This window comes from Rosistilla carotiformis (assembly GCF_007753095.1).
GTDB classification, from domain to species: Bacteria; Planctomycetota; Planctomycetia; order Pirellulales; family Pirellulaceae; genus Rosistilla; species Rosistilla carotiformis.
In genome coordinates this window covers 7027567-7040761 of the sequence record NZ_CP036348.1, presented here as the reverse complement: position 1 = coordinate 7040761, position 13195 = coordinate 7027567, and the positions used below count along the sequence as shown (strand labels likewise).

Annotated in this window: 11 protein-coding genes; 7 read left to right on the top strand and 4 right to left on the bottom strand. The window is 59.5% G+C overall.

Annotated features, from left to right (window positions below; genetic code table 11):
* Nucleotides 1–96: 96 nt before the first annotated feature.
* Nucleotides 97–1866, bottom strand: coding sequence for a glycoside hydrolase family protein (locus Poly24_RS25330; protein ID WP_231753348.1), 1770 nt, complete (start codon nucleotides 1864–1866; stop codon nucleotides 97–99).
* A gap of 156 nt (nucleotides 1867–2022) precedes the next feature.
* Between Poly24_RS25330 and Poly24_RS25325 the strand changes: the two genes are divergently transcribed.
* Nucleotides 2023–2496, top strand: coding sequence for a YaiI/YqxD family protein (locus Poly24_RS25325; RefSeq protein WP_145102136.1), 474 nt, complete (start codon nucleotides 2023–2025; stop codon nucleotides 2494–2496).
* A 234-nt stretch (nucleotides 2497–2730) separates the two neighbouring features.
* Here Poly24_RS25325 and Poly24_RS25320 read toward each other — a convergent pair whose 3' ends face one another.
* Nucleotides 2731–4209, bottom strand: coding sequence for a tetratricopeptide repeat protein (locus tag Poly24_RS25320; protein ID WP_145102134.1), 1479 nt, complete (start codon nucleotides 4207–4209; stop codon nucleotides 2731–2733).
* 23 nt (nucleotides 4210–4232) lie between these two features.
* Between Poly24_RS25320 and Poly24_RS25315 the strand changes: the two genes are divergently transcribed.
* The 3 genes from Poly24_RS25315 to Poly24_RS25305 all read left to right on the top strand — a co-directional run bounded on the left by Poly24_RS25315 (nucleotide 4233) and on the right by Poly24_RS25305 (nucleotide 7701).
* Nucleotides 4233–5834 (top strand): aldehyde dehydrogenase (NADP(+)), encoded by a 1602-nt coding sequence (locus tag Poly24_RS25315; protein ID WP_145102132.1) that lies wholly within the window; start codon nucleotides 4233–4235, stop codon nucleotides 5832–5834.
* A 101-nt stretch (nucleotides 5835–5935) separates the two neighbouring features.
* Nucleotides 5936–7213, top strand: coding sequence for a tyrosine--tRNA ligase (tyrS, locus tag Poly24_RS25310; RefSeq protein ID WP_145102130.1), 1278 nt, complete (start codon nucleotides 5936–5938; stop codon nucleotides 7211–7213).
* Between the two features lie 41 nt (nucleotides 7214–7254).
* Entirely contained in the window at nucleotides 7255–7701 is a 447-nt protein-coding gene (locus tag Poly24_RS25305) for a DUF4430 domain-containing protein (protein WP_145102128.1), read from the top strand.
* A 73-nt stretch (nucleotides 7702–7774) separates the two neighbouring features.
* On the opposite strand, the gene Poly24_RS25300 is transcribed toward Poly24_RS25305, so the two are convergent.
* Entirely contained in the window at nucleotides 7775–8095 is a 321-nt protein-coding gene (locus Poly24_RS25300) for a P-II family nitrogen regulator (RefSeq protein WP_145102126.1), read from the bottom strand.
* Between the two features lie 166 nt (nucleotides 8096–8261).
* On the opposite strand from Poly24_RS25300, the gene hisS reads away from it, so the two are divergent.
* Both hisS and Poly24_RS25290 read left to right on the top strand, forming a co-directional pair.
* A complete protein-coding gene (gene hisS, locus Poly24_RS25295; RefSeq protein WP_145102124.1) occupies nucleotides 8262–9599 on the top strand; it encodes a histidine--tRNA ligase in 1338 nt (445 codons plus the stop codon).
* Nucleotides 9600–9617: 18 nt separating this feature from the next.
* The gene (locus Poly24_RS25290) at nucleotides 9618–10604 is read left to right on the top strand and encodes an AAA family ATPase (RefSeq protein WP_145102122.1); all 987 of its coding nucleotides are present in this window, start codon (nucleotides 9618–9620) and stop codon (nucleotides 10602–10604) included.
* 33 nt (nucleotides 10605–10637) lie between these two features.
* On the opposite strand, the gene nirD is transcribed toward Poly24_RS25290, so the two are convergent.
* Nucleotides 10638–10955, bottom strand: a complete 318-nt coding sequence (gene nirD, locus Poly24_RS25285) for a nitrite reductase small subunit NirD (RefSeq protein ID WP_145102120.1) — start codon at nucleotides 10953–10955, stop codon at nucleotides 10638–10640.
* A gap of 134 nt (nucleotides 10956–11089) precedes the next feature.
* Between nirD and Poly24_RS25280 the strand changes: the two genes are divergently transcribed.
* Nucleotides 11090–12919 (top strand): TIGR03960 family B12-binding radical SAM protein, encoded by a 1830-nt coding sequence (locus Poly24_RS25280; protein WP_145102118.1) that lies wholly within the window; start codon nucleotides 11090–11092, stop codon nucleotides 12917–12919.
* Nucleotides 12920–13195 lie beyond the last annotated feature (276 nt).

Sequence of the window (13195 nt, the reverse complement as noted above, 5' to 3'; positions counted from 1 at the left end):
GTCCTCAAGTGAATTAGCTGGCACGCTATTGCGTGCCAGCTGGTAGCTCAAATTGAAACACGGCTCAGCCCTACCACTCTCCCGACTACCCAAAGGCTACTTCGAGACAGCGGTTCCGATTCCGGTGGTGCCGTAGCCGTTGCCGCAATAGAACATCCGCAGATGGTCTCCTTCGCGGATCACGGTTGGGTATTCGACCATCTGTTTTTCCCAGCCTGAACCGTTGGGAGTGAGTTGCAGGTTGTCGTCCGATTCTGCTCCGCGGCGCCAGTAGATGCCATCGTCCGATTCGGCGTACGCGATCGAATAAAAGCCCCATCGCGTGCCGATCGCCGAATACCACATGCGGAACATGCCGTCGTCATCCCGCATCACGACCGGACCGGCGACGGCGATGTTTTCGTAGTCGCGTTCGGGGTTGCGGAGCATCACGGCGCCACGCTTTTGCCAATGGATGCCGTCGTCGGAAATCGCCAGGCAGATCGTCTTCTGCTGGTTGAGCGCATGCGCTTTGCCGGTTGTTGGACAGCCGGTGTAGTAGAACCACCACTGCTTCGACCCGTCGGGTTGATCGACCGCGATCAACGATCCGCCAGCGATCCCGATCGCGTCGGGAGTGCCGTATTCTCCGCTGGGAGCTAGAACCGGCGGGCGATCGCTGCGCGTCCAGTTGATTCCATCGCTGCTGGTCGCCAGACCAAGTCCCGGGAAGGCGCTCAGCCCTACGCCACGCCCGGCGTTCCCGGTGTAATACAGATGCCATTGCGCGTCGCCAAATTTGACAGCATGTGGCAGCACGCACCACTTGGCGTCGAACGAACCGGGGGCGCCGGAGCCGAACAGCGGACCGGTCCGCTCCCAATCGGCGAGGTTGCCAATTGCCGACGTCGCCATTCCGAGCGTGTGCGTCCCCGCCTTGTCCCTGCCGGCGTAGAAGACGCGATAGTTGTCGCCGCTGCGGACGACCCATGGGTTCATGCAACGCGTGGCATCAAATCCTTCGCCCCGCGGCGGTATCACGGGATTGTTCTTATTGCGAACCCACTCCACCGGACGCTTCAATTTCGTGAACTCTTCGGTGTTGGACATCTGCATCGCAACGACTTCTTTGTTGCGACGGACGATCCCGTACAGCGAGCCGACGTCGCTGCGGTCCCATGCGATGCCCTGCCCCGCGAGCGGCGCGGTCAGCGTGTTGACATAGATCAATTCGCCGTCGGCCTCAGGAACCTCCAAGACGTACAGTTCGCCGCGATCGTGCCCGGTCACGTACAGCTCGCCGTTGGGACCAAAGCTGCCGCCGGAGTTGCTGTTGGGCAGAAAACGCTGAACGACCGGTTCCGGGAAACTCCAGTGGCCTGTCGGTTTCCAGTTGTCGTCGTATCGAACCAGCTGAGTCCGGCTGACCTCTTCGCCGTAAAACGCAAACACGATCCACCACGCGTCGTGTTGGCGATCGATCCAGTTGATCGCTCCTTCGCTTTCGGGAAACGCCTTGCTCTCCAAAGGTTTCAGCGTCGCGGCGTCAAAGATTTCAAGCGTGTTCTTCAGCGGCGAGGCGGGCCAGTTGGAGTGGGCACAATACAGACGCCCGTCGTAGACGAGACCGCTGTTCAGATGCTGGATCTTCGAATCGGCGGGTGCGGTCCAGTTGCCGATCGGTTTGTTGGTTTGTTTTTCATAGCGACCGATCGATCGGCTGGAGATCGCGTAATAAGAAGTCGCGTCGACGGCGACGGCCTGATGGGCTTCGGCGGCGGCGAAGCGGTTCAGTTCGCGGATCGATGGTTCAGCGGCACCGCAGGCGGGAGCTACGAGAGCCAAAGCGACCGCGACGACAATGCGGTTTGAGAAGGAGAGTTGCATGCGATTCATTTGGGGCAGGATTTTCAAAGGTGGGCAGACGAGGGTAAGCTGGAACCATGTTACACCAACGGCCGATGTCGGTTCTTCGGCCGCGGTTGGAAACTCGAAAAATAGAAGTGCCACCTCTGTGGCGGTGAATCTCAGGAGCCCAGCGAAGTGAAGATTTGGATCGATGCCGATGCGGCTCCCATGGATGTTAAGCAGATCGTGTTTCGCGCCGCCAAGCGATTGGATGTCGAAACGATTTTGGTCGCCAACCGGATGATGGAGGTTCCCGCCAGTTTGTCGATGGTGCGATCGATCCAGGTTCGCGAGGGAGCGGACCAGGCGGATCGTTACATCGCGGCGGAAGGCCAGCGGGGCGATCTGGCAATCACGGCCGATCTACCGTTGGCGGGTGACTTAGTCGAGAAAGGGTTGTTTGTGATCGATCCGCGGGGCGAAGAGTATTCGCCCGAGACGATCACCAGCCGGTTGTCGATGCGTAACTTTATGGACGACCTTCGCGGTGCGGGGATGGTCGTCGGCCGAACCGCTCCCTACGGCGAGACCGATAAAAAAGCGTTTGCCGCCACCTTCGACCGCCTGCTGACCCGGGCGATCCGCCTCGCGGAACGCGCGAAGAAGTAGCGGCACTCGTCAAGAGTTTCGGTTGTTGGGTAGGAGCGTCCCGAAGGGGCAGCCATTTGCATAGCCCAGGGCATCGCCCTGGGTGTCATCGGGTGTGTCGGAATCGCTAGTCCTGAAAGGGCGGTTCTTCTTCGCCTGCCCTTACAGGGCGTCATCCATTAAATGCTTTTCCGCCCCCCCAGGGCTTCGCCCTGGGCTATGCAAACGGTTGCCCCTTCGGGACGTATCGCGTCACTATCTCGCCCTGCCGGCGGCCCATTGCTTCAGTCCTTCTAGCCGTTGTTGGCCGCGGACGAAGTAGCTTTCGTCGAGCGATCGCAGGTGATCGGCGTAGGCCGTCTCGCGGTTGCTTTGGCAATCGACGTCGCTTGATGTGATCCGCTGGTCGACGAGGATCTCCAATAGGGCATCGGCGATCATTTGATGGCCGTGGACCGTCGGGTGGACATGGTCGACCATCCACTTTGCCCCGACCAATCCGTTGCGGCTGTGCGATTGCATCAGTCGATCGACGTCCAGCAGCGGCACCTGTCGTTGCGCGGCGATCGCACGGATCTGACTCTGCATCGAACTGCGGATCCGCAGCGGGCAACTGTCGTTGTCGGCGGCAAGTGTCAGTTGCTGCCGCGCCGTCTCGATTTCCCCGGCCTGCAACATCAGTCGCCCCAGCCGATATGCGACGCTTGGGTTTTGGGGATCGATCGCTTGCGCCGTGCGAAGCGCCGCGATGCGATCGGCTGCCGCGGCCTGTTCCTCGGTCGCTGTCGCCATCGCCACGTCGAATGCTCGCTGATCGGAATCGTCCAGCGGCACCAGCGGTTCCGATTTGAATGGCGGGCAATCGACGAGGTTCCTCGCCGGACAGCAGACGATGACCGGCACATTCCGCTGCATGCAATAGGCGATCATCGCGTCGAGGTTGTCGGCAAACGCCTCTTCCACCGCCTCGCGCGGCGGCGCATCGGGATGATATTCCGCCAGGCCACCTTGGTTGTCCAAGAGTGCGTCGACGTTGTGAGTCAGCAATTCGCGAGTGCTCGGTTCCAACGCGGCGTCGGCGAAGATCTGGCTGCGCAGCCATTGGAACGTCCTCATCCGCTCCACCGCACTCAGCGACGGGACTAGCCAGTCGGGCAAGCGTTGCAGCTGGCCGAACGACTGACGCTCCAGAAATTCATTGTGTCCGATGTATAAGATGATCGCATCGGGTTGGTATTGGAGCACTTCGTCGAGGATCGCCGCCACGCGATAGCTGGCATACGAAACGCCGCCGCAATTGACAACTTCCCATCGATGTCGGGGATCACACGTTTGTAGCGCCAGCCCCAGCCAAGTCGAAAAAGCTGTCTCGATTTGATAGGGACGACCCTGGACGGTCGAACCTCCCAGGACAAAAACGCGTCTCAGGTCGGCTGGCTTTTCAGCGACAAAAGAATCCGGGCGGAACAGGCTCAACCGATCCGGAGCGATCTCATAGCGTCCGGTCGCCCGATTGAGAAGGAACAGGCGACGCGTGCCGTTGGCTTCGCCGATCGCTTCGATCCTCGATTCGGCTCGCGGCAAATCGAGCACCCAGAGGGTCGATTCGATCATCAGCAATGGCAGCAAGCCAATCGCGAGGGCGATCAATCGAAAGGCGATCCCGCGGGCTCGGCACACTCGCCAAAAGCCAGCTCGGGCGATATGCTTGGAAGCCTTATTGATTGGATACAAGTCCCAACGAATCCTGGAAAATCATGTCCACAACAGCCCAATCCGAACCTGTTTTGATTGCCGGTCAATGGCGGCCTGCTTCGCTCGACACCGCGAATACTAACGTATTTCAAGCGACCGATCCAAGCAACATGGAATTGCTGAGCCCTGTTTTTCCGGTCAGTTCGTGGCAGGATTGCGACGAAGCGTTGAACGCCGCCGCTGCCGCTTATGCTGAACTGCGTCAGCTGCCACGCGAGCGAATCGCTGCGTTTTTGGAAGCCTTTGCCGACCGCATCGACGCTGCCAAAGATCGCTTGGTCGCCGCGGCGAACCGCGAAACCGGGCTGCCCGCCAGCCCGCGATTGGCCGACGTCGAACTGCCGCGGACGACGAACCAGTTGCGTTTGGCGGCCGCCGCCTGCCGCAGTGGCGATTGGGCCGCCGCGACGATCGATTCCAAAGCGGGCATCCGATCGTGTTACCAGTCCTTGGGGCCGATTTGCGTCTTTGGACCCAATAACTTTCCGTTCGCCTTCGGCAGCCTCAGCGGAGGCGATTTCGCCGCCGCGATCGCAGCGGGCAACCCCGTGATCGGCAAAGCGAACAGCTCGCATCCCGAAACGACCAAGATCTTCGCTGAAGAAGCGTTTGCCGCGCTGCAAGCGACCGACCTGCCGACCGCAACGGTTCAATTGATCTATCGTTTGAACCACGCCGATGGCGAGCGATTGGTCGCCGATCCTCGCGTTGGCGCGACCGGATACACCGGTTCGCGTGGCGCCGGTCTGGCACTCAAAGCGGCTGCCGATCGCGCTGGCAAACCGATCTATCTGGAATTGTCGAGCGTCAATCCCGTCGCGATCCTTCCCGGTGCGATGGTCGAACGCGGCGATGCGATCATCAAAGACTTTGTCGGCAGCGCCTTGATGGGAACCGGCCAGTTCTGCACTAGCCCCGGGATCATCCTGATGACCAAGGGTGAGGACGCGGACAAATTTGTCGAAGCGGTTTCGGCTGCCTATCAAGCGGCTACGCCCGGCACGTTGCTATCGCCCGCGGTCACGAAGTCGTTGGGAGCGGGAATCCAAACATTGCGCGACGCAGGGGCGGAATTGGTCTGCGGCGGAGGCGATCCGGTCGAAGGTCGCTGTGCCCGATCCAACACGCTGCTGAAAACAACGGGCGGGAAATTCCTTAGCGATCCTGAAACGTTCCAGACCGAAGCGTTTGGCAACGCGTCGATGGTTGTGGTTGCCGACGACATCGATCAATTGACCCAAGTGATCGATTCGTTGGAAGGCAATCTGACCGGATGCATCTATTCGGCGAACGACGGATCCGACGACGCGGTTTATCCGCAAGTCGCCTTCGCGTTGGAACCGAAGGTCGGCCGGATCTTGAATGACAAGATGCCGACCGGCGTCGCTGTCAGTCCCGCGATGAATCACGGCGGTCCCTATCCATCGACCGGCCACCCCGGCTTCACCGCCGTCGGCATTCCGGCCGCGTTGCCACGATTTGCCAAACTGACCTGCTTCGATGCCGTTCGGCCAGCACGCCTGCCCGAATTGCTGCAGGACAAAAATCCGACCGGGTCGACTTGGCGGTTCATCGACGGCCAGTGGTCGCAAGCCGACGTTTGATTCGGCTGGCTTGATTTTCGTGAACCAAATCGCAGGCCCGGCTGTCGGGCCTGTGTTCGTATTGTTTCCATTCTCTACATCACGCTGCTGCTTTCAGACCTATGACCGACATCCTCTCGGAACTCCGCTGGCGGAACCTGATCCATCAAGTCACCGATGAAGCGGGACTTGCGAAACTCTTGTCCGAAGGTTCTCAAAGCGTCTACGCGGGCTTCGACCCGACGGCCGACAGTCTGCACGTTGGCAGCCTGTTGCCCCTGATGATGCTGCGTCGTTTTCAACGCGCCGGGCATCGTCCGGTCGCGTTGGTTGGCGGTGCGACGGGAATGATTGGCGATCCGAGCGGGAAAAGCGAAGAGCGGAACCTGTTGTCGGCCGACCAGTTGGAAAAAAACGTCGCGGGGATCGCGTCGCAGGTGCAGAGTTTCCTCGACTCCGACGGCGACAATGCCGCTCAGTTGGTGAACAACTTCGACTGGATGAAAAACTTTAGCTACCTGAACTTCCTGCGTGATGTCGGCAAGAACTTTCCCGTCGGTGTGATGATGGGGAAGGAATCGGTTAAGTCGCGACTGACTAGCGAGGCGGGGCTCAGCTACACCGAGTTCAGTTACATGCTGTTGCAGGCCTACGACTTTGTCGAACTGAACAAGAAGCTCGGTTGCCGAGTGCAGTTGGGTGGCAGCGATCAATGGGGCAACATCACCGCCGGAATCGATCTCGGTCGCCGGATGGGGACGCCGCAGTTGTACGGCATGACCTCGCCGTTGCTGCTGACCAGCGATGGCCGCAAGATGGGCAAGACCGAACGGGGAACGATCTGGTTGAGTGCCGAACGGACGAGCCCTTACGAGTTCTTCCAATACTGGCGAAACGTCGACGATAAAGACGTGATGACCTGCTTGCACTACCTGACCGAGATCGACCGCGAGGAATGCGAGTCGCTGGCCCAAGAGCTGGAAAACAATGCGGGGGCCGCGGTCGCGCAGAAGCGGTTGGCCGAATGGTTGACTCAGTTGGTGCATGGCGATGCGGGATTGAAGAGCGCGCTGAACGCTTCGCAGATCCTGTTTGGTGGTGAGATCAGCGATCTGTCGGACAAAGAGCTGACGCAGATCTTCGCCGATGTTCCGAGCAAGGAGCTGCCGAAATCGTCGCTCGAAGGCGAGGGGCTTTGGGTCGTCGAAGCGTTCAAGACATCGGGGCTGGTTTCCAGTAACGGCGAAGCCCGTCGGGCGGTCCAAGAGGGAAGCGCCTACATCAATAACCAGCGGCAGCAGGATATCGACTACAAGTTGACGCGAGCCGATCTGGCCAGCGAATCGGTGATGGTGCTGCGGCGCGGCAAGAAGAAATACGCACTGCTGCGATTCGTCTAACATTCCCCCGTTTTCCACCGCTTCCACTTTAGGAATTTTTCATGATGTTCGTCTGTCAAACCGTCTCCGTTGCCAGCCTGCAGCGGATCGCTGGGTTCGGTTGCTTGTTGTTGCTTGCTTTGGTCGGATGCCAGAATGCGACCGAGCCCGCCGCGGCGCCGCCTGCGGATGGACCGAAGGTTGCGGTTCGCTTTGTCTTCGAATTTGGCGAGGGCGAACCTGTCGAAGTCGCTCTCGATGCGGTGCCGGCCGGTTCGACGGTCGCCGATGCGATGCGTCAGATCGCGGAGATGCACGACACGGTCCAGTTGGAGATCGTCGGCAAAGGAGATATGACGTTTGTTCAATCGATCAACGGCAAGACGACTTCCGGAAACGAAGGCTGGTTGTACACCGTGAACGAAGAATGGGCGCAGGAGGGCGTTGGAGCAATCGAGCTGGAAGATGGCGATTTGGTTCGCTGGACTTACGGCGAGTCAGAGTTCTAACTCATACGCTAGCGGTTAGTCGCTGGCGACTTGAGTTGGTGCTGGTGTCAGCGACTGAAGAGCGTCCGGCGGCTTAAGTGCCGCTTGGTTCTTCCAGGAACCCGAGCACGGGCATCACAAAAATCTTGCCGTCTCCCATCCGGCCGCTGCGGGCGACGGAGACCAGTTTGGCCAGGATCTCTTCGACGCGAGCATCTTCCACCCAAGCGGTGATCTCGACTTTGGGAAGAAACGCCTCGGAATATTCGCTGTCGCCGTATTGGTCTAGATAGCTTTTCTGGCGTCCAAAACCTTTGACCTCGGTGACCGTGATCGCTTCGATCGGCGCACGTTCCAGGCTCCCCAGGACTTTTTGGGCGAGATACGGCTTCACGACGGCGATGACTTGTTTCACGAAACGGAATCCGTTGGCGACGATTGGAGTTGGGACTCGATCGTCCACTATAACCGGCCTCGCTAGGGAACAACAAGCTAGGCCGTGGGTTGCTTACGCCCTGAGGCGGTTCGCGTTAAAATCCCATCTTAACTGAGTGTTTCCTCCTTCACGCACGCAAAATCGTATGTCACTAATCACGCCGCGAACGCTTCGAGGCTTCCGCGATTATCTGCCCGAAGTCATGATGCCGCGGGAACGCTGCATGGAGATCGCTCGCGAAGTTTTCCGCAGTTTTGGCTTCGCCCCGATCGATACGCCGGCGCTCGAATACCTGGAGGTTTTGACCGGCAAGGGGAGTGACGAGACCGATCGCCAGCTGTACCAGTTTACCGATCAAGGGAACCGCCAGGTTGGCATGCGGTTCGATCTGACCGTCCCCTTCGCCCGCTTTGCCGCGCAACACATCAACGAATTGGGAACGCCGTTTAAGCGGTATCACATCGCGCCGGTTTGGCGAGGCGAGAAATCGCAAGCGGGCCGCTATCGCGAATTCATTCAGTGCGATTTCGACACCATCGGCACGCAGAGTGTCGCTGCAGACATCGAGACGCCGCTGGTGATCCATTCGCTGATGCTGGCGCTTGGGTTTGAAGCGTTCAAGATTCACATCAACGATCGCCGCGTGCTGACCGGTTTGTTGGAGCACTTGGGAATCGCCGAGCATTCGGTCTTGGTGCTTCGCGCGTTGGACAAGCTGGCCAAAATTGGAGCCGACAAAGTCGCTCAGGAGATGCAGGATACGGCGGGCGTTTCCGAGTCGCAGGCCCGCGCCGTTCTCGCCTTGGCCGAGATCGATGTCGACGCCGACGATCTGTATGCTCAATTGAGCAAGATCACCGGCGAAAACGCCACCGCGGCGTTGGGCATTGAGCGGCTGCAGCAGATGCGTGAAGGGCTCGCCGCCGCCGGCGTTCCCGCGTCGCGAGTGAAGTTGGACCTGACGATCGCGCGCGGACTCGACTACTACACCGGCGTGATCTTCGAGACTTTCCTCGACGCGTTGCCATCGATCGGTAGCGTCTGCAGCGGCGGTCGCTACGACAACTTGGCCGAACTGTTCACCAAGCAGCACCTGCCGGGCGTTGGGGCTTCGCTGGGCCTGGATCGCTTGTTGGCGGCGATGGAGCAGTTGGAGATGCTTCCGCAAGTCCGAACGCCGGCACCGGTTTTCATCCCTTATTTCGACAAGGGGCAACTGAACGCCTACCTGCAGTTGGCGGCAATTGTCCGCGCGGCGGGGATTGGCGTCGAGGTATTCCCCGAACCGAAGAAGCTGGGGCAACAACTGAAGTACGCCGACGGCCGCGGGTTCACGCTGGCGTTGATCGCTGGTAATCAGGAATTCGAAGCCGGAACGTGCCAGGTCAAAGACCTCCGTGATAAATCGACAACTGATGTGCAGTGGTCGGCCGACCAGCCCGAACCGTTGCTCGACGCGATTCGTAGCAAATTGAAATCCTAAGAGATCCCAATTCACGATATGACTGCTCCACAAATCGACGAACAAATCGCCCAATATTCGCAAACCTGCACCAAGCTGATCGATGAGGTGGGCCGGGTGCTGGTGGGGCAAGAAGCGATGGTCTCGCGACTGTTGATCGGCATGTTGACCGGTGGTCACATCCTGCTCGAGGGTGTGCCGGGGCTAGCCAAAACGCTGACCGTCAGCAGCCTTGCCAAAGCGATCCATACAGGTTTTTCGCGGATCCAGTTCACTCCCGATATGCTGCCCGCCGACGTGATTGGGACCGAGGTCTTCAATCCCAAAGAGGCGACGTACAGCATCAAGCAGGGGCCGATCTTTTCGAACTTGATCCTGGCCGACGAGATCAACCGAGCCCCTGCCAAAGTGCAAGCCGCGTTGCTGGAAGCGATGCAGGAGCGGCAGGTCACGATCGGCACCGAGACGTTCCGGTTTGAGGATCCGTTTCTTGTCATGGCGACGCAGAACCCGATCGATCAAGAGGGAACGTACCCGTTGCCCGAAGCTCAAGTCGATCGCTTCATGTTGAAGGTGATGGTCGATTACCCGACTCGCGATGAAGAGCGCAAAGTGGTCGATCGGATGGCCGGTGGCAAACCGATGCCGGAGATCAGTGCGATCGCGACGCCCGAGGATATCATGGGAGCCCGCGGCGTCGTCGAGAAGATTTGGTGCGACGACAAGGTCCGCGACTATGTGGTCGATGTCGTCCGGGCGACGCGGAATCCGGCGGAATTGGGCGTCCGCGGACTCGAAGGGATGATCGAAACGGGAGCCAGCCCGCGCGGTTCGCTCAATCTAATGAAGGCCAGTAAGGCGCATGCGTTCCTGCAAGGCCGCAACTACATCACACCGCACGATGTCAAATCGTTAGCTCCCGACGTGCTGCGGCATCGCGTGATGTTGAGCTACGAAGCGGAAGCCGAAGGCAAAACGGTCGACGACTGCATCCGGCAGATCTTGGACAACGTCCCCGTTCCATAACCGGCGCTGCCGGCGTTTGGCGTTTTTTTGCGATCAGTCGTCGGAGACGAGGACTTGGACTTCGCCGTCGACGACGCGGACTTCAAAGGCTTCGGTTTTCACTTTGGGGTTGTCGCACCAAGTGCCGTCTTTGATGCAGAACCGCCACGCGTGCCAGGGACAGGTGACTCCCTTTTCATCGTCGACGTGCCCCTCAGCCAACGATGCGCCCATGTGAGGGCAGAGGTCGTCGATCGCATAGAACTCCTCTCCCACGCGAAAGACGGCGACCATCCGTCCGTTGACCGGAATCGCTTGGCCTTTGCCATCTTCAAAATCTTCTACTTTTCCAACGGTCTCAAAGTCGCTCATCGATTCGTCTCTTGCAAGGGCATAGGGATATCTGACAAATTAGGGAGGGGCAAGGGGCATCGGCAAGGGGAGGCCAGCCAAAGATTGCCGGTTTCTGCGATTCAGACGTAATCTCATCCGAAAGACAGACAACGATGATCAATAGCCAACGGAAGCAATTTGTCGAAAGCCGAATCCTGCATAAGGTGTCGATGCCTTCACAATACCTTGGCGGCGAACGCAATGCGATCGTCAAGGACCACCGCACCGTCAAAGGGAAAATCTGTCTCGCCTTCCCCGACGCCTACACGATCGGGATGAGCCATCACGGCCTGCAGGTCCTCTATTCCCTGATGAACCGCCGCGACGACTGGGTGGCGGAACGCGCGTTCTGTCCGTGGCAAGACATGGAGGCACAGCTGCGCGAACACAACGTGCCGTTGTACAGCTTGGAAACGTTTACCGCGGTCTCCGATTTCGATGTCTTTGGGATCTCGCTGCAATACGAAGTCAGCAGCCCCAACGTCCTGACGATGCTCGATCTGGCGGGCATTCCGCTGCACGCCGCCGATCGCACGATGGCCGATCCGCTGGTCCTCGCCGGCGGCCCCTGCTGCCAAAACCCCGAACCAATGGCCGATTTCATCGACCTCTTTGTCACCGGCGATGGCGAACCGGCGCTGCCGCTGATCTGCGACATGTGGTTGGAGCTGCGAGAGCAAGCCCGCGCCGCAGGATTCGCTGAAGGAGCCGCCGGCGTGCAGCAACGCGCCGATGCGTTGCAGAAGATCGCCGCCGAGTTGCCGTTTGCTTACGTCCCTCGGTTCTACGAACCCGAATATCAAGACGGCCGCGTCGTCGCGCTCAATCGCACGCGGAACGATGTCCGCGAGACGATCGAACCGAGCGTGATCCGCGATCTCGAAGGGATCCCGCTGCCGACCAGCCCAATCGTCCCCTACGTCGAATGCGTCCACGATCGGATCGCGATCGAGATCATGCGCGGCTGCCCCTGGCAATGCCGGTTCTGCCAGAGCACCGTGATCAAGCGACCGCTGCGAATCCGCAGCGTCGATACGATCATCAACGCGGCGATGGAATCGTATCGCAACACCGGATTCAACGAGATCAGCATCCTGTCGCTGTCGTCGAGCGATTACCCACACTTCGAAGAGCTCGTCAAACGACTGCACGAAGTCTTCCGGCCGCTGGGCGTGAACATCAGCGTCCCCAGCCTGCGTGTCAACGAGACGCTGCGAACGCTGCCCGCGTTGATCGGATCCGAACGCCGCGGATCGCTGACGCTCGCCCCCGAAGTCGCCCGCGACGACATGCGGGAACAGATTCGCAAGAAGATCAAAAACGAAGACCTCTTCGCCGGCTGTCGCAATGCGTTCGAGAACGGCTTCGACAGCGTCAAACTTTATTTCATGTGCGGCTTGCCGGGCGAGCGGCCTGTCGATCTCGACGGGATCGTCGACATGGCCGAACACATCGCGGGGATCGGCAAAGAGGTCAAAGGCCGCTATGTGCGAGTCACCGCCAGCGTCTCGAACTTTGTCCCCAAGTCGCACACGCCCTATCAATGGAACGGCATGCAGCGACGCGAATATTTCCAATGGGCGCACAAATATCTGTGGAGCCGCCGGAAGATCCGCAGCATCAACATCAAGTGCCACGACATCGACACCAGCCTGCTGGAAGGGGTGCTCAGCCGCGGAGATCGCCGTACCGGCAAAGCGATCGAACTCGCCTGGCAACGCGGCGCGCGGATGGACGGCTGGACCGAACACATGGACGCCCAGCGTTGGTGGGACGCGATCGCCGACGCGGGGATCGACATCGACCAACAGGTCCACACGCAATACGGTCTGACCGACAAACTGCCCTGGGATCACGTGAACGTCAAATACGGACGGACCTTCCTGGAGAAGGAACAGAGCCGTTCGCTGACGCAATTAGAAGCGATGGCCAACGCGAAATAGACATGCCGGCAGCGTGAACTGCCGCCGTGCGAACTTGCAACTTCTCAAAAGCACCCGAATCGGCTATTTGGCCTTTGGCGGCGTGCTGATCGGTTCAAGATCGAGTCTCTCGTGCGACTCGATGATTTCGGCCTTCATTGGAGACATGGACGCTGCGTGCAAAGACGTTGGCGAACCATTTATCCGCGGCGCGCTTCGATCGCTTAAATTCTCGATCCACGCATGGGCGGTTGGGGGCGCCGTCGCCATTGCCAAGCGAAACCAACGGTCCGCCGG

Coding starts and splice junctions, on each gene's coding strand:
- Poly24_RS25330 (WP_231753348.1), bottom strand. CDS start 1,866: ATGCAACTCTCCTTCTCAAACCGCATTGTCGTCGCGGTCGCTTTGGCT.
- Poly24_RS25315 (WP_145102132.1), top strand. CDS start 4,233: ATGTCCACAACAGCCCAATCCGAACCTGTTTTGATTGCCGGTCAATGG.
- tyrS (WP_145102130.1), top strand. CDS start 5,936: ATGACCGACATCCTCTCGGAACTCCGCTGGCGGAACCTGATCCATCAA.
- Poly24_RS25305 (WP_145102128.1), top strand. CDS start 7,255: ATGATGTTCGTCTGTCAAACCGTCTCCGTTGCCAGCCTGCAGCGGATC.
- hisS (WP_145102124.1), top strand. CDS start 8,262: ATGTCACTAATCACGCCGCGAACGCTTCGAGGCTTCCGCGATTATCTG.
- Poly24_RS25290 (WP_145102122.1), top strand. CDS start 9,618: ATGACTGCTCCACAAATCGACGAACAAATCGCCCAATATTCGCAAACC.
- nirD (WP_145102120.1), bottom strand. CDS start 10,955: ATGAGCGACTTTGAGACCGTTGGAAAAGTAGAAGATTTTGAAGATGGC.
- Poly24_RS25280 (WP_145102118.1), top strand. CDS start 11,090: ATGATCAATAGCCAACGGAAGCAATTTGTCGAAAGCCGAATCCTGCAT.